General features: G+C 62.1%; 12 protein-coding genes and 4 pseudogenes. 5 read left to right on the forward strand and 11 right to left on the reverse strand.

The annotated features are described in order from the left end of the window. Positions 1 to 108 precede the first annotated feature (108 nt). Positions 109 to 1,328 (forward strand): annotated as a pseudogene (locus ACQP1G_RS19810) (IS110 family transposase). A 21-nt stretch (positions 1,329 to 1,349) separates the two neighbouring features. Here ACQP1G_RS19810 and ACQP1G_RS19815 read toward each other — a convergent pair. Further along, positions 1,350 to 1,670, reverse strand: a pseudogene (locus tag ACQP1G_RS19815) (transposase); the annotation flags it as partial. A 1,180-nt stretch (positions 1,671 to 2,850) separates the two neighbouring features. Between ACQP1G_RS19815 and ACQP1G_RS19820 the strand changes: the two are divergent. Beyond that, the gene (locus ACQP1G_RS19820; protein WP_433208669.1) at positions 2,851 to 4,005 is read left to right on the forward strand and encodes an LLM class flavin-dependent oxidoreductase; all 1,155 of its coding nucleotides are present in this window, start codon (positions 2,851 to 2,853) and stop codon (positions 4,003 to 4,005) included. A gap of 184 nt (positions 4,006 to 4,189) precedes the next feature. Here ACQP1G_RS19820 and ACQP1G_RS19825 read toward each other — a convergent pair. From ACQP1G_RS19825 to ACQP1G_RS19835, 3 genes and pseudogenes are all read right to left on the reverse strand, one after another. Continuing rightward, positions 4,190 to 4,736: pseudogene (locus tag ACQP1G_RS19825) on the reverse strand (IS630 family transposase); the annotation flags it as partial. Positions 4,737 to 4,851: 115 nt separating this feature from the next. Continuing rightward, positions 4,852 to 6,363 carry a group II intron reverse transcriptase/maturase gene (ltrA, locus tag ACQP1G_RS19830; RefSeq protein ID WP_433206395.1) on the reverse strand — a complete coding sequence of 504 codons (1,512 nt, stop codon included), beginning with the start codon at positions 6,361 to 6,363 and terminating at the stop codon, positions 4,852 to 4,854. Between the two features lie 606 nt (positions 6,364 to 6,969). Then, positions 6,970 to 7,518 (reverse strand): annotated as a pseudogene (locus ACQP1G_RS19835) (IS630 family transposase); the annotation flags it as partial. Between the two features lie 59 nt (positions 7,519 to 7,577). On the opposite strand from ACQP1G_RS19835, the gene ACQP1G_RS19840 reads away from it, so the two are divergent. The 3 genes from ACQP1G_RS19840 to ACQP1G_RS19850 all read left to right on the forward strand — a co-directional run bounded on the left by ACQP1G_RS19840 (position 7,578) and on the right by ACQP1G_RS19850 (position 10,195). Next, entirely contained in the window at positions 7,578 to 7,757 is a 180-nt protein-coding gene (locus ACQP1G_RS19840; RefSeq protein ID WP_433206398.1) for a hypothetical protein, read from the forward strand. Between the two features lie 219 nt (positions 7,758 to 7,976). Continuing rightward, positions 7,977 to 8,882 carry a reverse transcriptase domain-containing protein gene (locus ACQP1G_RS19845; protein WP_433206400.1) on the forward strand — a complete coding sequence of 302 codons (906 nt, stop codon included), beginning with the start codon at positions 7,977 to 7,979 and terminating at the stop codon, positions 8,880 to 8,882. An 845-nt stretch (positions 8,883 to 9,727) separates the two neighbouring features. After that, a complete protein-coding gene (locus tag ACQP1G_RS19850) occupies positions 9,728 to 10,195 on the forward strand; it encodes a hypothetical protein (protein WP_433206403.1) in 468 nt (155 codons plus the stop codon). A gap of 201 nt (positions 10,196 to 10,396) precedes the next feature. Here the strand turns inward: ACQP1G_RS19850 and ACQP1G_RS19855 are convergent, their stop codons facing one another. The 7 genes from ACQP1G_RS19855 to ACQP1G_RS19885 all read right to left on the reverse strand — a co-directional run bounded on the left by ACQP1G_RS19855 (position 10,397) and on the right by ACQP1G_RS19885 (position 19,841). Then, a complete protein-coding gene (locus ACQP1G_RS19855; RefSeq protein WP_433206406.1) occupies positions 10,397 to 10,639 on the reverse strand; it encodes a hypothetical protein in 243 nt (80 codons plus the stop codon). 334 nt (positions 10,640 to 10,973) lie between these two features. After that, positions 10,974 to 11,201: a hypothetical protein gene (locus ACQP1G_RS19860; protein ID WP_433206409.1), complete on the reverse strand. Its 228-nt coding sequence runs from the start codon at positions 11,199 to 11,201 to the stop codon at positions 10,974 to 10,976. A gap of 382 nt (positions 11,202 to 11,583) precedes the next feature. Then, a complete protein-coding gene (locus ACQP1G_RS19865) occupies positions 11,584 to 12,930 on the reverse strand; it encodes a hypothetical protein (RefSeq protein WP_433206412.1) in 1,347 nt (448 codons plus the stop codon). Positions 12,931 to 13,034: 104 nt separating this feature from the next. Continuing rightward, positions 13,035 to 14,291 (reverse strand): cytochrome P450, encoded by a 1,257-nt coding sequence (locus ACQP1G_RS19870; RefSeq protein ID WP_433206414.1) that lies wholly within the window; start codon positions 14,289 to 14,291, stop codon positions 13,035 to 13,037. 1,319 nt (positions 14,292 to 15,610) lie between these two features. Then, on the reverse strand, positions 15,611 to 16,324 hold the full coding sequence (locus ACQP1G_RS19875; protein ID WP_433206417.1) for a helix-turn-helix domain-containing protein: 714 nt from the start codon (positions 16,322 to 16,324) through the stop codon (positions 15,611 to 15,613). A gap of 534 nt (positions 16,325 to 16,858) precedes the next feature. Next, complete coding sequence (locus ACQP1G_RS19880; protein ID WP_433206420.1) at positions 16,859 to 17,101, reverse strand: hypothetical protein; 243 nt, start codon at positions 17,099 to 17,101, stop codon at positions 16,859 to 16,861. 424 nt (positions 17,102 to 17,525) lie between these two features. Further along, complete coding sequence (locus tag ACQP1G_RS19885; RefSeq protein WP_433206423.1) at positions 17,526 to 19,841, reverse strand: recombinase family protein; 2,316 nt, start codon at positions 19,839 to 19,841, stop codon at positions 17,526 to 17,528. Between the last annotated feature and the right edge of the window lie 11 nt (positions 19,842 to 19,852).

The following is a 19,852-nucleotide window of genomic DNA, read 5'->3' on the forward strand; positions in this document are numbered from 1 at the left end:
TGGGATGCCGTGCCCGCCGCCGCGGCGTGAGCACTGTTTCATTAGGGCGCCGAGAGTTCTCCCGAACGCTACTTGTGTCACGACATTGGTTGAGGGACAGGAGAATTAGTGCTTTTCGTCGGAGACGACTGGGCCGAAGACCACCACGACGTCGAGTTGATGAACCCGGCAGGGAAACGGTTGGCCCGAGCCCCGAAGGGGTCTACGGGATCGCACGGTTTCACGCGCTGGTAGCCAAGCATTCGGGCGCCGATACCCCCCCCGCAGCTGATGTCGTGGTCGGGATCGAGACCGACCGTGGACCGTGGGTGGCGGCGCTGATCGCCGTCGGGTATTCGGTGTTCGCGGTCAATCCGTTGCAGGCGGCCCGCTATCGGCAGCGGCGTGCAGTCTCCGGGGCCAAGAGCGACCCGGCCGATGCGCATGTGTTGGCCGATATGGTGCGCACCGATTCCCACCAGTTGCGCCCGGGTCGCTGCCGACAGCGCGCAGGTTGAAGCGTTGAAAGTGGTTGCGCGAGCGCATAAGACGCTGATCTGGGAACGCACCCGCCATGTTCAACGGCTGCGGCACGCGCTGCGCGAATATTTCCCGCCGCGCCGGAAGCCTTCGACGATCTCACCGCGTCCGACACCCCGGAACTGCTCGGTAAGGCACCGGATCCGGTGTCGGCGGCACGGTTGTCGCTCAACCAGATCCGTGCCGCGCTCACCCGTGCCCGCCGCCGCGATGTCGATGCCAAAGCCGCCCGGATCCAGGCGGTGTTGCGCAGCGAACACCTGCGCCGAGAGGTGGTGATCGACACCGCGTATGCGGCCACCACACAGGCGTCGGTCGGTGTGCTGATCACTCTGCGTGAACAGATCACCATCGCGGCCGGACAGGTGGAAGCACATTTTGGCCGGCACCCGGACGCTGAGATCGTGCTGTCCCAACCAGGGATGGGAGTGGTCCTCGGTGCCCGAGTGCTCGCCGAGTTCGGAGACGCCCACGATCGCTATGCCTCGGCGAAAGCTCGCAAGAACTACACCGGCACCAGCCCGATCACCCGCGCCTCGGGTAAGAAGAGGATCGTCGCGGCCCGGTTCGTGCACAACGACCGGCTCATCGATGCCCTCCTGCGTCAGGCGTTCAGCGCCCTGACCGTCTCGCCGGGTGCACGTGCCTGCTACGACAAACACCGCGACCGCGGCCTCGAACACCAGCCCGCGCTTCGCCAGCTCGCCAACCGCCTTGTCGGCATCCTCCACGGCTGCCTCAAGAACCGAACGGCCTACGACGAGACCGCCGCATGGTCTCCCCACACCGAGAAAGCCACTGCTGCTTGACATTCAAGCCCCTAAGATGTCTTTTTTGGCCCGCACCGACGCTCCGTCGCAGACCGCGCGTGACCAGTCGATCAAGCCTGTGCTGCCCAGCTCGTCGAGGACCGCGCGATGGAGCTTGCGCCACAAGCCCGCTTGGGTCCAATCGCTGAACCGGCGATGCGCGGTGGGGACCGTGACCCCGAACGACGGCGGCAGATAACGCCAGGCGCTCCCGCCGGTCAGGACGTACACGATGGCGGTGAACACCGCACGGTCATCCACCGGTGTGGTGCCGCCGCCCTGCGGGCGTGCGTCGAACTTCGGGATCAGCGGTTCGGCCAACTCCCACAACTCATCCGGCACCAACCGCCGCGAAAGTTCCTCCACCACAACAGATTAACCAACACAGGTCAGCTAATTACAACCGCGTAAGACACGCTGTTAGAGCGTGCCTCGCGGCACAATTTGCAGTCCGTTGATGAAGGTGTCGAAATCGGGTTGGCACGTGTCCCGATCGGCGGCCGGGGTCTGGGCGGACATCATGACCGGGTACCTCATTTCGCCTACATCGTAAGCGAATCCAAGGGAATCCTCGTAGAGGTCTCCATCGGAGGTGGGGGAAATCCCGGTAGTCCTGTGGGCGTCCAGACCGCACACTGAGATGGTGTCGGATCGCAACTGCTGCCACTTGGGGGGGCTTTTGCCGACTGAGCAGCGTGCCGACCCCCATGGGACGTAATACGTCGAAGGTGACCGTTGCGATGCCCATACGTAAACCCATGCGTAACAGCGAATAGCTCCCTTCTTCTATCTGTGTAGGTGTAGTCTGCCAGCCCGGTAGGTGCGGAACCTGGATTGTGAACGGCATATCGGGGCGTTGTTCGGTGGCGAAGACGGTTCCGGTTGGAGCGCTTGCGTTGCATGTCGGGCGAGTCGGTGAAATCCGACTCCGCTCCGCCGCATGCGGTCACACTCGTTGCCACGATGATGGCTAGAACTAGATGCCGAATCCTTATCACGGTTCGCCAGCCTATCCAGCCGAACCCTCGGGGCCACACTCACCTGCTGCAAGAAGCTAGGGAAAGCGACCACATGAGACATGCTCTTAGTGCGATCGCCATCCAGCCGGAAGTCACAACGGCGATATACCCCATCTATGCGCCGTATTCAGGGCTGCGGAACGCCGCCACTTACCGCACAAGGCGCCTTCCACCTTTCGGCCATCGCGTACGAAGCCGCCCCGCTCTACCATGAATACAGCAGTATCGAAGGAAAGAGGTTCAACCATAGCGCTTGACACGAAGGACGTAGACCAGGCTAAGCATTGGTTTTGACCGAACTCCGCACTAGCTAAACGGCCGCAACTACGCGCTGTTGGTAATTTGGCCATCTATTTGCACGAGAAAAGGCTCGCCCACGCGACTCGAAGACAGAATTTCGCACCTTGCGTTACGGCGACTGGCTCTTGCGATGAAAAATCGGGCCGAAATCAGGCGAAAGCGAATTTGGAACCGCTGCCCAACATAGGACTGTTTTGAACAAAGTGACTTCTGCGGAAAAATTCAGGACCGGCCTCATCGGCCTTCCCTCGTATTCCACCTTGCGACCCGACCTTCTGCTACACGCCTCCCGACGAATAGCTGCAGCATGTAGGGCAGATTCTATATGGATTCCAGACCACCTCATCAATCTTATCCCAGCTTCGATTTGGCAACCAAAATACATTGGGGCAGCCAGAATCGCACCGAGTGCGGATGCTCTTTATGACGCATGGATGACACTAACGTACCACGCGTCCAAAGCGCCCCGCAGCAAACTACGGCTCGGTATCGGAGTTACGGATACTGGGCGGCATCACCCGGCCGTGACTGCGCAAGCTGCCGCAACACTACATCTACTGGGGCGCGGGCGTGCAGTGCTAGGAATTGGACCGGGTGAACGGGAGAACAATGAGCCCTACGGGGTCGATTGGAACAGGCCTGTCGCAAGATTCGAAGAAGCGCTCGCAACCATACGGGCGCTGTGGGATTCGAAGGGAGAACCGATATATCGAGACTCCGAGTTTTTCCCGTTACGTGCCGCCGTCTTTGGTTTGCCTCCCTACGAAGGGACCCGTCCACCTATTTGGGTAGCCGCCCACGGCCCCAGAATGCTCCGCGCAACAGGTCGATATGCAGACGCCTGGTTCCCGGCATTCACCCAACGACCTGAAGACTACAAAGAGCGACTAACACTTGTGCGTTCCGCAGCCTCGGACGCCGGCCGTGACCCGCAATCCATCACACCTGCCGGCGTATTCTTCATTTTCCCAGGCCAGACCCGAGCGGCAGTAGACGAACTAATGGCCTCCGTCCCGGCGCGGCTATTTGCGCTCGGCGTACCTGCAAAAATATGGGCGGACCACGGCGCGGATCACCCCTTGGGATCGACTTTCACTGGGTTTCAAGACCTCATGCCACAACATATCGACGAGGACACAGCATTGAGCTTCGCAGATCGAGTTCCGGAGTCACTTTTGCAGCAGGAATTTTTAAACGGAACGCCGAACGAGATCGCCGACCAACTAGCGCATTGGCGAGATAACGGGCTGCGCTACGCCGTACTCGCCGACATGAGTGTTTTTCATTCCAAGCTACTGCACAGTGCGCGAGGAGCGCTACCGTTTGTCACACTCATGCGCAAAATTCGCAAACTATGATGGTAAAACGATGCCCGTCGATGCAATGGTCGATCAGCCACGTCAGTTCGGCAGGATACTTCCGCCTTCACGGTGCGACGCTCCCCGATGAGCGCTTTCGTTTCGCTGGGCACCTCACCGAGGGACCTACTGTATGTGTTCGATCACCTATGCTGCGATCTGCGGATGCGAGGCAGCTGCTCTCCTAGTGTCCCGCACCAGGAATTCGGTGAAGATATGAGGCGAGTCGATCCAGGATCTCGTCGGCGGTCTTGGTCCAGGTGAATGGTTTCGGGTTCTCGTTCCAGTGGGCGATCCAGTCGCGGATGTCGCGTTCGAGGGCATGGACCGATCGGTGGGGGCTGCGGCGAAGTTTTTTTGTCGGTGAGTAGCCCGAGCCAGCGCTCGACCTCGTTGAGCCAAGACGAGTAGGTGGGAGTGAAGTGCATGTGGAAACGGGGGTGCGCGGCAAGCCATTTCGCGACGATGGGGGCTTTGTGAGTGCTGTAGTTGTCGCAGATCAGGTGCACGTCGAGGTCGTCTGGGACTTGTTTGTCGAGCTTGGTGAGGAACTTCTTGAACTCGGCGGCGCGGTGACGGCGATGGATCGACCCGATCACCTCGCCGGTGGCCACGTTCAACGCGGCGAACAAGGTGGTGATCCCGTGACGGATGTAGTCGTGGGTGCGCCGCTCGGGCATGCCCGGCATCATCGGCAGTACCGGCGCGGACCGATCCAACGCTAGGATCTGTTGGGTCGGAGACGGGACGCCGTGCAGCATTTCTGTTGTCGGTCTTCCCGTCTCCGCCCGCCGAACCCGGCGTGCGAGTTGTCCCCGCACCGGGCTCTCCACGTGTCCCGAAGGGTTATTCGATGAGTTCGGACAGGTAGCCGACAAAGACGACATCGTCGTGGCCGGTGCGGCGGTAGCGTGCTTTCGCCGGATCGACTGCGTCGAGGTTGAACGGCGTGGAGATCTTCGTTCCGCGGTAGCGGTAACGCTCCACGCGCGTCTTCGCCGGGTTGTAAAGGGTGACACCGTTGTCGCTGATCCGGTCGACACCGTAGAAGCGCCGGCGGATCTGTTTCCAGGTCAGGTGGGGATGCTTGCGGCGGATCCAGTAGATCACCCGCCACCAGGCATACCAGCCCAGGTAGGCGAAGGTTTTCTTGGACACGCCGTAGCGGAAGTACGCGGCCCAGCCCCGAAGGATCGGGTTGATCTTCCGCAGGAGTTGCCCCAGCCGCAGCGACGTCGTCGCTGCCCCAGTGGCCTGCTTGATCTTGTGCATCACCCCGGCCAATGCGTTCTTGGACGGGATGGTCAGCACGACGCGGCGACCGTCGCCCCGCGTCCACCGCTGGATGCGGAAGCCGAGGAACACATAGCCGGAATCGACGTGCGTGACGTGTGTCTTTTCCACCGAGAGAGTCATTTTCAGCTCCCGGCCCAACAGCTCGCCGATCTCGGCTCGCAACGCTTGCGCGTCGGATTGTTCGCCGTGCACGAGCACGACGAAGTCGTCAGCGAAACGCACCAGCCGATAGTTCGGCAGCCCTTTGCGGCGACGCTGCTGACGCCGCCACGGCGGGCTCATATCCCGCTCCTGGATCCGCATGAAATGCCGGTCCAGCACCGAGAGGTAGATGTTGGCCAGCAACGGCGAAGCGACTCCACCTTGCGGCGTGCCCGTCAGGCTCTCCGCGAAACCCCCGTGCTCGCTGACGATCCCGGCCCGCAGGAACGCACGGACCAGGCGCAGCACCTTGCGATCGGTGACACGCTCGGCCACCAGATCAATCAGGACCTGATGATCGACGTTGTCGAAACACGCGGTGATGTCCCCTTCGACCACCCACTCATAGCCCTGGGTGTGCATCTTGTGGATCTCGGCGATGGCGTCCTGAGCTCGGCGTCCGGGCCGATACCCATAGGAATGCGGATAGAACTCGGCCTCGAAAATCGGTTCCAGAACCAGCTTGAGCGCCATCTGCGCCACCCGATCCCGCAGGGTCGGAATCCCGAGATGGCGGACCTTGCCGCCCTTCTTCGGGATCGTCGTCCGCCGGACCGGCAGCGCGGTGAACGTGCCGTCCTTCAACGAGTTTCGCAATTCCTCGAGGAACGGCAACACACCGATGACCTCCTGGACGTGGCTGCGGGTGACCGCGTCCACGCCCGCTGTCCTCGAACCCCGGTTGCCCGACACACGATCCCAGGCGACCAGCAAGGTCGCCTGGTCACAGACCAGATTGAACACATCATCGAACCGCTTGCGCGGTTCGTCTCTTGCCCATCGGTGCAGTTTGCGCTGGTGACCGAGTACCCGGCGTTCGGCCCTGAACAGGACCGTCTCATCCAGCGCACCGCTATTCAACGATGACCTCCTCCTTCACCATTCGTACTGCCGATCACGCTGTCGCCCTTCCCCAGGTGCGCGGGCTTTCCCCGGCTCGGGAGTACTACGGCGACTCCGCCACGACCCGATGCCCTCAGCGGGCGTCGCGCCTGCCCACCGAATCAGTTGGTTACCAATAGGTTCGGGCGGCATCGGGCCGCTTCCCACGTTCACTGATGTCCGTTACGACGGGGTCGGCGTCCAGCTATACCCCGGCGGCATCGCCACCGGCCGCACATCGCAGTCTTGGCCGGGGCCTCCCGCCACCCAAATCACACAGGCGACGAGAGCGGGCAAGTCAAAAGCCACGACCTGCCCAGCACCGCAAGCGATCCATCCGCCAGATTTCGCGGATCGCTGACGACTGACGGGGCTTCTGCCACTGATTCGGTTTCCCTACGCCTTTCCGTCCTCGCTAGCGAGCACGAGCCGTCTGGCAGTTCCGGCCCGCCCCTACATTGTCGAGGCTGCTCCCAGCCTCACCCTCAACCCAGGGTTCGACCTGCCTCCAGCTTCAACCGGCCGCTACGACGACCGGCGGCGGGCACCACCTCCCGCACGGCTACCATCAGCGCCTCGTGGCGCACGGGATTTCTCGTCCACGCACAACACCAGCGCCCTCTCCGGCGGATCCACATACAAGCCGACCACATCGCGGACCTTGTCGATGAACTGTGGATCATTGCTGATCTTGAACTCGTCGACACGATGCGGTTTGAGCTCGAACGCTTTCCAGATCCGCCCGATCGTGGACTTGCTCAACCCGATCTCTTCGGACATCGACGCCCTCGACCAGTGCGTGGCGTCGACCGGCTGCCGCTCCAGCGTCGCCACCAGCACCGCCTCGACCTGCTCATCGGTGATCGTGCGCGGTGCACCCGGGCGAGGCTCGTCGACCAGTCCCTCCAGCCGCCGCGCCACGAACCGGTTGCGCCACTTGCCCACCGTCTGCGGCCAGATCCCCAGATCCGAGGCCACTTCCTTATTGGATTTGCCTGCCGCGCAACCCAATACGATCCGGCACCGCTGCGCCAGCGCTTGCGACGACTTCGCCCGACGCGCCCACCGCTGCAGAGTCTCGCGCTCATCGTCGGTCAGGATCAACTCGGCCACCGGCCTACCCACACGCGCCATTCGGCCGCTGCGAGCCCACCACCGGCATCGAACCATTCACCCGGCTCACCGCGCAGGTCATGACCACCGAGCCCTACGCCAGCGGACGACGGGTGTTTTGGATCGTCGACAACGGCGCCTCCCACCGCAACTGGGCCGCGGCGAAACGACTCAACGACGCCCACCCCAACGCGCACATGGTGCACCTACCGGTGCACGCCTCCTGGCTCAACCAGGTCGTGCGACACGAAGTCGCATGAGTAACAGCGGAACTCGTAGAAGGAGGGATCGGCTGATGCCGATAACGTAGTTCCCGATCCCGTGCGCGTGGATCGTCCCCGCCTCGGCGTGCGTCATGGGTAACCGGTGTGTCGTGTTCGGTCTCAGGAGATCGTTGATCGGTTCGGCTCATTAGATCGACAGGAGGAGAAGGTCGAGCCGGCCTTCCATCCGGATTCCTAGGGTATGGCCCGCAGCGGTTGGCGCTGGATGCGTTCGGGGCGTGTCGGAAACGATGCTGGAAAAGCGACTGGGTGATCGACTTGGACATCCGGAAGTTCTTCGAGAGTGTCCCGTGGTCGCTGATCGTGAAAGCGGTCGAGGCCAACACCGATCAGCCATGGGTGGTGTTGTATGTGCGGCGGTGGCTGCAAGCCCCGCTGCAACTACCTGACGGGACCTTGCAGCAGCGCGACCGCGGAACCCCGCAGGGATCCGCGGTCTCGCCCGTCCTCGCAAACCTGTTCCTGCACTACGCGTTCGATGCGTGGATGGCTCGGGAGTTCCCGAACGTCGGTTTCGAACGTTATGTCGATGACGCGGTCGTGCAATGCGTCAGTGAACGCCACGCCCAGCGGATGCTGGCGGCGATCGAGCGCAGGATGGGTAAGGTCGGGCTCATGCTGCACCCGGACAAGACTCGGATCGTGCACTGCCGGGACCGAGCGAGATGTGGCTCGTACGAACACATCTCGTTCGACTTCCTCGGGTTCACGTTCCGGGCGTGGGGAGCGAGGGACAGGAAAGGGAGAATGTTCACCTCGTTTCTGCCCGCGATCAGCAAGGAAGCCTTGAAGAAACTCGGCGCGGTCGTGCGGTCCTGGCGGCTGCTGCATCGGTGTACGAACCTCTCTGCATCCGATCTCGCCCGCCATATCAACCCGGTGGTGCGGAGCTGGATGAACTACTACGGCGCCTTCTACCGATCGGCGCTGTATCCCCTCCTGGCGCGCATCAATGCCTCCGTGGTGCGCTGGCTCCGCAAGAAACACAAACGGTTTCAGGGGCACAAGAAAGCCCGCGAGGCTTGGGAGCAGGTCATGGTCACCCACCCCTGCTTCTTCACCCAGTGTTCCTGGGTGAAATGGGCCCCTGCTGTCTGGTGACCAGGGCAGCAAGAGCCGTGTAACAAGAGCCGTGTAACGAGAGATTGTACGCACAGTTCTGTGAGGGCCGGGGGGCTGCAACGCCCCCAGCTACTCGACCGCCTGGCCGGAGAGCTTGGGGCGTAACTCTGACCGAGAACTGCCGTCGGCTGACCATCGAGATCGACGAGCACGCCACCGAGATCACAATCCGTGTTGCGACGGTCCCACGGTTGTTGCTGGCGGTCGTCAGTTGTGCTGCGTTGACTGCGGCAAAAGTTCGTCTGTGACACCGCTGGCGTCGACCGGGCCCGCTCCAAGGATGCTTTCGCGCGCCACAATGGCACTGCGCCGCTGCAGGTCTGGTCATCGAATCATTGAACGGCACCGGCTGTCACGAACAGGAAACCGGCATCGCAATACGGGCACTCGCATTCACACAAGCCCGATGCCATCCAGGTGCCGCATAACTGCTGGCGCCCAAGCGCAAAGCCAGCGGCGCCGACTGAAATGCAGCCGATGGCTTGTGCAGACGCGTGTCCGCAGCATGAGGCGACGTGGCCGCGCTGGCATCAGCCTGGACCGGCGCGGCGTTGCGGTCGATGCAATCATTGTGAAGTTGCTCTACGACCTCCCGCCCCGGCGATTGTGGGAGCATAGGGGTGGCGCGCGGACCTGTTCCACCAAAGTGCCATTGTTATCGGCTCCCGGCGGCGGCACCATTTATTGTGCACGCCCGTCGCCGGATTGACGCCCCGCAGGCTCGATCGGGTCAGCCGAGTCTCACGCCATGATCGGTTGGACCTTCTGCCGGCGGCGGGTGTTGCGTTTCGTCGCAGCTAGTCCGCATGCAGATAGGTGATCTCATGGATAGTACGGATGGCTTGTTTGGCCTGTCGTGGAACGAGATTGCGAAGGATTCGGTCACGGCCGTAGCTGGTGTGGCTGGAGGCGCAATCGGATCGGTGATTTGTCCGGGGGCCGGGACAATGATCGGCGGGGCGCTAGCGGCAGGGTTGGTAGGCGGGATCTGGACTGGCGCGCAAACACAAAATCTGGAGACAGGAATCGAAGCCGGACTCGTTGATGGCGCTTTGGGTGCAATCGGCGGGGGACTGGTCGGAGGTGCCGCCAGAGGAATCGTTCAAACTTCTGGAAGCCTGGCCAGCAGGGCAGCCTTTGGCGCAGGACTCTCCCTCGCTGAAAAATTGCCGGCGAGTTATCTGCTCGGCTCAGGTATTGGTACAGCAGTCGTCAGTCATTTTACACCGCAGAACCCGCCTACTCTAGCCGAGCTGCCGACACGGCTAATTGGTATTGACCCAACGACTTAGCCAGCCCCAGCTGGATGGAAACGGGGCGGTTTGTCCACCGGCGGTGTTTCCGGACGGCGGACCGTCCGGCCACGGTGGTGTGCTTACTTGCCCAGTTTCCCTGGCTAGGACCATCCCGTTTTCCCGCACTTCCTGCAGCCGAAGCATTGCTTTCTCGGTTGCCGCGTCACTGAGGCAGGCATCGCGTAGCGCAACGCGAGCCTAGTCGAGGTCAACAGACCTGATCCCGCTGACAATTTCCGGCTGTAGTTGTGTGTTCAAAGATGGTGACGTTAGGTGTGATCTGATTTCGGACACCAGGAGTGGTGGGCTTCCTTCGGGTAATTCACATGATTCCGGAAAGGTGAGTGAGCTATCGATTGCTGCAACCCTGCCGTCCGATCGAGTCAGATAATTGCCCGGATTGCGGTCCATGTTGCCGATGATGTAGTCGAAGACGCTCATCTGCTGTCTCTGAAAGTCCTTCGTACGCGGCGGTCGATTCGGCCGGATTGGCCTTGAGGAATTCTCGGAGCATTCCAGGACCGTACCGTCCTCCACCGAGGCCGGTGTCGGGTACGACAGCGTCGAAGCTCAGCAATTTACTCAACCGATATGATGCCACTTCCCGCTTGGCGAGCTTGCCCTTTGACCTTCGGGATGCTGAAACGGATCCTCGCCTTACTCGACGGTTTGTAGACTTTGCGCCCTCCGTCTGTTGAGCTCATGAACAACACGGTCCCATCGGTCTTCCCAGACGGGAGGGTGGGTTCGCCAGTGAGGCGCCGTTTCTGCATTTTCAGTTCGCCGTCGGTAATCGAATAATCGAACTGATGAAATTCACGGTGTGTGTCCTCGGCGAGTGCGTCATTGCTTGAGGCGAGGGTGCGGGCGCGGTCCTATCGGTGGTCTCGAATGCTTCGACGGCGTCATCGATTGGTCGGCCGGCCTTCAGGTCGCGAGCGGCATGGGTTTCGGCGAACTCCTCGAATGCCCTCCTCACGCGTCGGGCAAGCTGCTGCAGCATGCACCGGGCATCCTTTAGCAACCTTACTCACTTACCTCGACTTCTGATCTGAGCGAGTTCGACCGGACGCCGCGGGCAAGTGGAGGGACATCTGGCGCGATCCCGGTGGGGCGAGCTTCGGGAGGTGTCGGCGACTCTGGTTGTGAGGCTGATATATCGGTTTCCTGTGGGGTTGAGTTCGCTGCCTGCCGCCGTTCGGTCGGCCTTTTAGCGGGCTGTGGCTGTTGAGGCGCCCGTCGGCGCGGGTCGGGAAGTGCGCTCACCGCGACGTCCGACCGACGGTCGGTGGCGGACCATGGTGTCGTGCTCGGCACGCGACTCTGGTCGGTAGCAGGGCGGGGTTGGGCTGCGGCCCGCGTATTCCAAGGGGGCCGCAGTGCTGCTACCCCGTCCGACTGTGCCCCAGCGCAGGCGACTGTTCCAGAGCGGACTGCTCGGTCGACAGCAATGATCGCGCCGCGACCCAACCCTGCAGTGGGTCGCGACAATCGGTTCGGGCACAAGCGTCGGTAACCGTTGATTGGCTGTCCCCGGTCTCGGACAATTCTGCGACAGGCTCTGCGGTCCGTGGATCCTCAGCGAGACCGGCCGTGTGCCTCCACGAATCGGAAACTTGTGCAGCATGCTGCGGTTGGTCTTCCGCGTGGACCTTGTGTATCGCGGAATCGCTCTCGACGGAAGCGGGCGTGGCGACGCCCGCTATCGGATTCGGAAGTGCCTTTGCTTCGCCACTTGCGGCGGCGGTCGCCGGGAGTGATGGTCCTTCTCCGCGTTCCACTGGTGAACTGTTGTGCGTGGTGGCGACCGAAGTCTTGGGGCTCCCACTCGTGATGGAAGGGTCGAGTGCTCCGGGTGCGGTTACTTTCTTCGTTGTGTCGGATCCCGCAGGTTGGGCCGGAGCCAAGGTTGGTCTGCCATCATCGGCCGCGGGCCCGGTGCGCGCGGACGGAATGCCTCGAGGAAGGAGAGCGTCGAGGGTTTCGGTGGTGCTGGGAGCGCCTGGTGTGATGAAATCCAGGCGGGATGCGTTGTCGGCGAAATCTTGAGAACATTTGAGAATGTTGTCGGCATACTGGTCGAATAGTTTGGAGTATCGTCGCACTGCGTCTGAATTTATGCGCAGTGACGACACATTTGCTCCACTGGGAAGCGGCACCTGAAACGTACTGGCGGCGGCGTCAGCGGCAGCGTGTACCAACCTCTCGATGGTGTGTTCCAGGAGTGCGACAGTCTTTTCCGCGACCTCGGAAATAATGTAGTCTACCAGCATCTGCTGCATGGCTTCACACAATTTGTGCGCCGCTGTCACGACAGCCCGCTCCATGACGGTAGCAATGCCGCCGGTTGCGATTGCGGCACCGATAAGGGCGAAATATCCGACTGCCAGGCCGGCGAGCTCGGCCAGCACGGCGATCTTGACTGCCTCAATTACATCCGCAACTGCATCGAGCGCACTTCCAACCACTATGCATGCGGCATCAAGAACGGACATGTGATCTGGACCCATGCGCGCCCACGCCGTAACCAACTGTTCGTAGGAATACCCCGAATAGACCGATCCCAAATCCTCGATAGCCGTAGAGGCGGACTCGTAGGTTCGTTGTACGTTCGAAGAGAACACCCGGACATGGTCAGCCAGGGCGTGAACGTGGTCCTCATTCACGTCCGGATACGGAACTCCGACGTAATTCAGGAATGTGGCAACTTCATGCGGGATTTCGATCGCCATGCCGGACCTCACAGCTGACTCGGCCTGTTCGTCGGTAACGGTAACATGCACCTCCTAATCGGTTGCAGAACTGCGAGATGCAAACTGTTCGAGAACGGTGGTGTTCATAACGTTGTCCAGTGGGGGGCGTCGACGCTTGATGTAGATATGTTTTCTCCGCTGACTCGATTAGAAGCAGGGAAGGTGACCGGCAGCATCGCCAGCGCTCGGTGGAACGGGCCAGGTCGCCATTCCAACTCACCCGGAGCTACAGCCAGCTGTATGTCGGGAAGGATATCGAGCAGTTGCTCGACAGCCTGCTGAGCGATCAGGTATCCGGCCTGTCGCGCGGGGCAGGCGTGTGGTCCCAGACCCCATGCCAGATGTGAACGGTTGCCAGTGTGATCATCTCCGCGGATCTCTGGATCATTGTTGCAGGCGGCCATACTGATGACGACTGGCTGATGGGCCGGCAGCAACAGGCTTTCTATCAAGACCGGATGCCGTGGGTAGGTGAAGCAGAAGTTCGCTAAGGGCGGATCATTGAACAAAACTTCATCGAGCGCATCCCGTGTCGTGAGGCTTCCACCTAGGACATTGTCAGCGAACCGCTCGTCGGTGAGGATCAGCAGCAGGGTATTGGAAATCAGGTTCAGTAACGGCTCGACACCGGCCCCGTACATTGGTACCAATTGATGCATGATTTCCACATCATCGAGCAATGCGGGACTAGCCAGTAACCGGGTGGCGATATCGTCGCTGGGTTCGATCCGCCTGCGGGCAACCAGTTCCATGAGAGCTGCGGCGAGCGTCGCATTTCCTTGCGCGGCGTTGATGCCGTCGAACATAGCCGCCAGACCGGCGGCTGCTCGTTGCCCTATGTCCGGTGGGCAGCCAAGCATGGCGTTGATGACCTGGAATGCGAGCGGAAAGGCATATTGTGTAATCAAATCGGCAGCGCCCGTTTCGCAGAATGCGTCGATCAGCTGCATAGCGGTGCCCTGTACGGTGGTACACAAAACGGCGAGATCCACGCCCTCGATTGCAGCAACTGTGGCATGCCGGTACCGCGCGTGCTCCGCCCCTGCGCTGCGAATCGCCGTCGGCCGCCACTGCAGGATCGGCAGCACCGGGCAGTCACTTGGAATGTCACTCTGCCAGGTGCGAGGGTCGGCCGAGAAAAGGTCCGGGTCATAGAGAATGTGTATAGCGGTCCGGTAGCCGATCACCAGGGTGGCCGGTACTCCTGGAGCGAGATCGACAGGGACCAGCGAACCATAACGCTCGCGCATTTCGCGATAGGCCCGATGCGGATCGGCAGCGAATGCAGATGAATACAATGCGACGCGCGGACCTTCGGCATCGAACGCTGAGCTCGTCATTCCAACCTCGGTTCGATCACAATCACGGTACCTCTGACACGGACTTGTAACTGCATATCGTCACGCTCCGGGAGCTGTGCCGCGGTGCCCGCAGCTGGGTGCCGCAGTACCGTGTCCTCATCAACTTGTGTGGATTCCTTTCGCGTCAATCGTGAAGGGTAGATCTCGCACTCACTGGATATCATCGCCAGCTCCTTGAGGGGTAAGTGTTGATTCGCCGCTGATTGTTTCCCTGCGGAATCGAGTCAACGCTCTCACGGTGAGTCGTAAAGAGCGGTGAGCGCACACCTTGATAGATACTGCTGTGGACGCATGTACTGAAATGCTGCGCACGAGAACGCTTACCTTTCCCGGCTTTCCGGCCGAAGTTTGATCACATGCTTTGCGTCCAGTCTGACTGCGACGTCAATATTATCTTTCTGGTTGCAGCCGAAAGGGACCATCAGAATTCGGTCACTTTCGACCAATAGACGTTCGAATGCCGCCAACACTCCAAAGGGTCGGTGAGTTCGTGTAGTACATCGAATTCGTGCGGCGCGACAATTTTTCGATGGGGCAAGGTAGCCGGACGAAACCTTGGATAGCTGTATGCGTCGCATTGGCCTGATGCTGGAGCCGACGAACTACCTGGAGGGCAGAATTCATCACCGAAATCCGCGGTTCTGACACTCACGGTGGTCCGCAAACAGTCATGAAACGACTCCAAACTCCTACATCGAATGGTCTCAAGTCGACGGCGCAGGGCCAGCCGCCGTGACCATGTACTCAAAGGGCAACTGCTGTTGTAGATACGGACCGGTACACCGCCTTGCCTTCTAAATCCTCCACGCCCGGGCGGAAGTGACTCCTATGGTTTCGCTGCGGGTTCGATGGCCTTCTGCACCCAACGGCGTCATCGACGCTAACTGTCCGCCGGGCAGGCGAGCATGGCACGAAAGTGGAATGTCTCGTCACCGGCATGGCGGTGAGGGGGAGAGGTGGAATAATCGTTGTCGTGCTGCAACGTCACCTCATAGCTTCACCTCAGTCGCTCTCCAGTTGGGATTTGAACGGCGTCCTGCGTGTCCTGGAGGTTTGCGAGGGCGCGCATACCGCAGAAGAGCTACGGGGTTCAGCGCTGGACAGTGATGGCCATGGTGCTGTCGCCCTCGGCGGAACAGGTATTCCAGGTGGATTCGTCTGAGTATCGGCCGGGGCGGTCGGCGCTGGATGCGGTGGAAACGTGCAAGCAGCGGTGTTGGCGACAGTGGGTTATCGATTTGGACATCCAGGGCTTCTTGGATGCGTTGTCACACTGCTCCTTTCGCTGATTGTCATGGTTAGAACAGTCCTTCTTGGGTGGGTGGTGGCTGGATAGGCAGGCCTTTTCGTCGTCCGGTGCGGACGTGGACGGCTTGGAGTTCGCCGGTCTTGACACGGTGCATGATGGTTTGGCGGGAGACGCCGTAGGCGAGGGTGGCTTCGAGCATGGCCAGCCAGCCTTCGGGTGCGTCGTCGACGAACAGGGCGCGGACCTCGTTGGTGAGGCGGATGCGCCAGGGGGCGCCGGGGGTGAGTTGTTCGCCGGCGATGAATCCGTCGCCGAGCCAGCGGTGCAGCGTTGATGGTGCGAGTCCGAGTTCTGTGGCGGCGTCGGCCACGGTCAGCAGTTCCCCTTCGGTCGGATCGCTGCCGGGCTGGTGGCGGGCGATCTTCCAGTGGTGGCGCAGTGTCTGGACCCTACTGGCGGTGAACGACAATCCTCGGGCGGTGCGGCGATTCTGCCTGTTGAGGATGTGCGCGATCATCGCGTCGGGGTAGTGGACGGCCAGGCGGCGCACGAGGTCGATGGTGTCCTCGTCGGTGCGCAGCCGGTTGGCCGGGGCGCGTTTGATCGGCACGGTCAGTTCTGTGATCGCGCCGCCCTTCCATCGCAGCACGAGCTCGGCGCGGGCATCGTCGTGGCTGCGGTGCACGGTGATGTTGACTTCGTCGAGCAGGCTGCGCAGCAGCTGTTTGCGATCCTTGTCGGTGGTGCTCGCGGCCGACCACACCCCGTCGAGGTTGTCGCCGAGCGCGAGAATTGCTGTTTTCTCCTGTGGGGTAAGTGTTTTCGGGCGTTGTGTCTCGCGGCGGGTGAGTTCGGCCTCGGCGTCGGCGAGGTGTTGTAGTGCGGTGTTCCATTCGCTTTCCAGCCCGCGAGCGACGAGGCGGTTGTCCGGATCGACGGCACGGTAGCGGCGTTCGGTACGTCCGGCTTGAAAGCGGGCTTGGTCGAGTTGGCGCCGCTATTGCTCGAGCGCGGCGTCGTGGCCGTCCTCGAGTTGCTCGGCGGCGGTCAGGCAGGCCTGCAATGCGGCAGGCACCAGGGCGGCCAGGAACGCTGCGGCGACAGCGGTGTCGATGCCGGCTCCGCCGACCCGGAAGTGGCGGGTGCCGCGACCTTCGACGATTTGCCCGGTGCCGGTGCAGTAATAGCCGGGTGTGGTCTTGGCCGGGCCATCGTAGTAGACGGCGAGTTTGCGGCCGCACGTTCCGCAGGTGGCCAGCCCTTGCAGCAGGGCGCAGCCCTCACGGGCCGCGCCGGTTCAGGGTTGGTGCGCACTCGGCCGGATGTTGGCGCCGATGCGAGATTGGTTGTTCTGGTAGGTGTTCCAGTCGATGAACCCGTCGTGATGGTCGGTGATGAGAACCTCCCATTCGCCTTGGGGCAGCTTGTGTCGCGACACTCGCACCACCCCGTCGGCGTCGACGCGGCGGCGTTGGCGGGTCTTGCCGAACACGTATGCGCCCGCATAGGCATCAGCCGAACCTCCAACCAGCTCACCCACTCAACTCGTGCAACATCGTGTCGCAACGTCCGGTCTTCCCCTCGCCCGTCGCCCCTGGATAGAACAGGGCCGCTTCGGCTTTCACCCCAGGCTTCGCACCCCGCGGTCACCCACGACGCACGCCAGGGCGGGGACAGTCCTTCGGACACTGGACCGAATCAACGTCGTCATCAAGTGACCTCCATCCCAACGCGATCACTCACAGCGTGCGACCTCACGTCGCACAGCTGCCCCCAGCTTCAGCCAGCCGCTGCGACGGCCAGCAGGTGCAGGTCTCTCACCCACACTCGAAACAGTGAGGTCGACCCGGAGCGCCCTGCCGGTGTTGCCACCGGTGGGTCTCTCCGAGCCGCCTCCCGAACCCGGCGTGCCCGTTACCGAGCACCGGGCTCTCCGCAAATCCCTTCGGGCGGAAGGGATGTCCTCATGCTGTGCTCGGCCACGGCGACGCGATCTTCGTGCCCCGGTAGTAGTAACGCTTGGCGCTGACTCGTGCCGGGTCGAACAGCGTCACGCCGCCGTCGCCGGGCCAGATGCCGTAGCGTCGACGTAGTTGTTTCCATGGGGTTCGCCGATGCTTGCGCTCCTGCCACCTGACGATCTGTTTCCACAGGTATGACCGCAGGTAGCTGAAGGTCGCGTTCGAGCATCCGTACTTGAAGTACGTGGTCCAGCCCCGCAGCATCCGGTTGAGATGGATGAGCAGGACATCGAGCGGCAGGTTCGTGTTCTGCCGACACCACGCCTTGATCTTGGCCTTGACAGCGACCAGCGCCTTCTTGGCCGGATAGACATAGACGTAGTGTTTGTCGGTGCCTCGCTTTCGGTGACGCTGGATGCGCCAACCGAGGAAGTCGAGACCCTCGTCGATATGGGTGACCAGGGTCTTTTCCGGCGACAGGCGCAAACCCATAGTCGCCAAGACCTCGGCGATCTCCTCCTGCAGGGCTTCGGCGTGTGCCTTGGTGCCCGAGATGACCAGGCACCAATCGTCCGCATATCGGCAGAGCCGATAGTTGGGCAGACCTCGGCGCCGTCGCTTGGCCCGTTCATACGGACCGAAAGAGCCACGTTGCTCAGCAACGGGGAAATTACGCCTCCAACGCAGTTGGCAATGTTCGCCCTCCTGGTCGGTGCCGGTGGCTGGGGTGTCGCTGTTGGTGCGTTCGCGGATGGGGATGCGGTGGCGGATGGTGATCTTCTCAGGTCCGATGAGGACGTCTTTGACCAGCAGCTTCAGCACGCGGCGGCGTTCGTCGACGGTGGCGGTTTCGGCGGTGTTGTTGAGTTGGGTGAGGAATCCTTGCAGGTCCGCGGCGAGGGCGAGGTAGGCGTTGCGGTCGGCGAGCTGGGCGTCCAGGGCGTCGATCTGGTTGCGCAGGTTGGTTTCTCGGGCGCGCAGGTCGGGCATGCGGGCGCGCAGCTCGTCGATGGTGATCAGTTGTTCGCCGAACGCCTCGATCATCGCGGCGATGCCCGAGCGGGCCTTGGTCAGCGCGGTGTCGAGCCTTTTGCGTTGCGTAGCAACGGGATCGGAGGTTTTCGCGGTCTTGAGTCGTTTGTCGATCTCGGTGCGGATCAGTTGCGGGTCGGCCAGCAGGGCGGTGATGTGGTCCCAGACGACGGTGTCGAGGTAGTCCGCGCGGACCGGTTTGTTCGTGCAGACCCGGCCGCCTTCGTAGCGGTAGTCGTCCGAGCCCAGGCACCGGTAGTAGTAGATCTTCTTGTTCGTGGTGCGGGTGGAGGTGCGGTAGTAGCCGTATCCGCAGCCCGCGCAGGCGGCCAGGCCCTGCAGCAGCGACGGGTCCTTGCTGTTGCGCGAGGCGAATCGTTTGTTGTCGGCCAGTCGCTGCGCGACTCGTTCGAAGGTTTCGTCGGTGACGATCGCTGGGACCGGGATCTCGGTCCACTCCTCGCGTGGCCGATCGACCGTCTTCGACGCTTTCGGGGTCTCGCGCCCGGCCAGCCGTGCGGCCCTGTTCAGACTGGGCGATTCGTGCACGACCATGGTCTTGCCGAACACTGCGCGACCGGCGTAGGCGGGGTTGCGCAGCATCCCCCACACCGTCGAGCGGTCCCACCGCTGTTTGCCGGTCCGGGTCGGTGTCGCTGGGTCGTCGGTGAGCCAGCGTGTCAGCTCGGCGAGCGAGGCGCCGTCGTCGGCGTAACGACGGAACAGCTCCGCGACCAGCGCCGCTTCGTGCTCGACGATCTCGTAGACCGCGCCACTGTGGTCGTTGCGGCGCAGGTAGCGGTAGCCGTAGGGAGCGCCGGAGAGCACGTTGACCGACCCGGTCTTGGCGCGGTGGGTCTTGCCGCGCCGGTAACGCTCCATGATCTGGGCTTTCTCGTATTCGGCGAACATGCCCTGGAACTGCACCAGCAACTGATCCTCCGGGGAGTCGCCGCGCGGGCCGTTGACGAACTCGACTCTCGTTCCCGCGCGGGTGAATTCCTCGATCAGCAATGCCTGGTAGGCGAACTTGCGGGCCAGCCGGTCCGGCGAGTAGCACAACACCACCTCGACCCCGACCCCGGCGACCAGGTCTCGCAGCCGTTCCAGCGCCGGCCGGACCAGGGTGGCGCCGGAGTGGCCGTCGTCGGCGAAGATCCACTCCTCAGGCACCGCGAGCCCGAGGTGCTCGGCGTGGGCGCGCAGGGCCGCGATCTGCGAGCCGATCGTCTCGTTCTTCTTCTGCCGGGCCGAGGACACCCGGGCGTAGATCACCGTGCTGCTCACGTGGTGGCAGT

This window comes from Nocardia sp. CA-107356, assembly GCF_050946365.1.
Taxonomy (GTDB): domain Bacteria; phylum Actinomycetota; class Actinomycetes; order Mycobacteriales; family Mycobacteriaceae; genus Nocardia.

Bases quoted from the DNA above. Each gene is read 5' to 3' on its own strand.
- ACQP1G_RS19840 (WP_433206398.1), top strand. From the start codon at position 7,578: ATGACCACCGAGCCCTACGCCAGCGGACGACGGGTGTTTTGGATCGTC.
- ACQP1G_RS19850 (WP_433206403.1), top strand. From the start codon at position 9,728: ATGGATAGTACGGATGGCTTGTTTGGCCTGTCGTGGAACGAGATTGCG.
- ACQP1G_RS19855 (WP_433206406.1), bottom strand. From the start codon at position 10,639: ATGAGCGTCTTCGACTACATCATCGGCAACATGGACCGCAATCCGGGC.
- ACQP1G_RS19860 (WP_433206409.1), bottom strand. From the start codon at position 11,201: ATGCTGCAGCAGCTTGCCCGACGCGTGAGGAGGGCATTCGAGGAGTTC.
- ACQP1G_RS19865 (WP_433206412.1), bottom strand. From the start codon at position 12,930: ATGGCGATCGAAATCCCGCATGAAGTTGCCACATTCCTGAATTACGTC.
- ACQP1G_RS19870 (WP_433206414.1), bottom strand. From the start codon at position 14,291: ATGACGAGCTCAGCGTTCGATGCCGAAGGTCCGCGCGTCGCATTGTAT.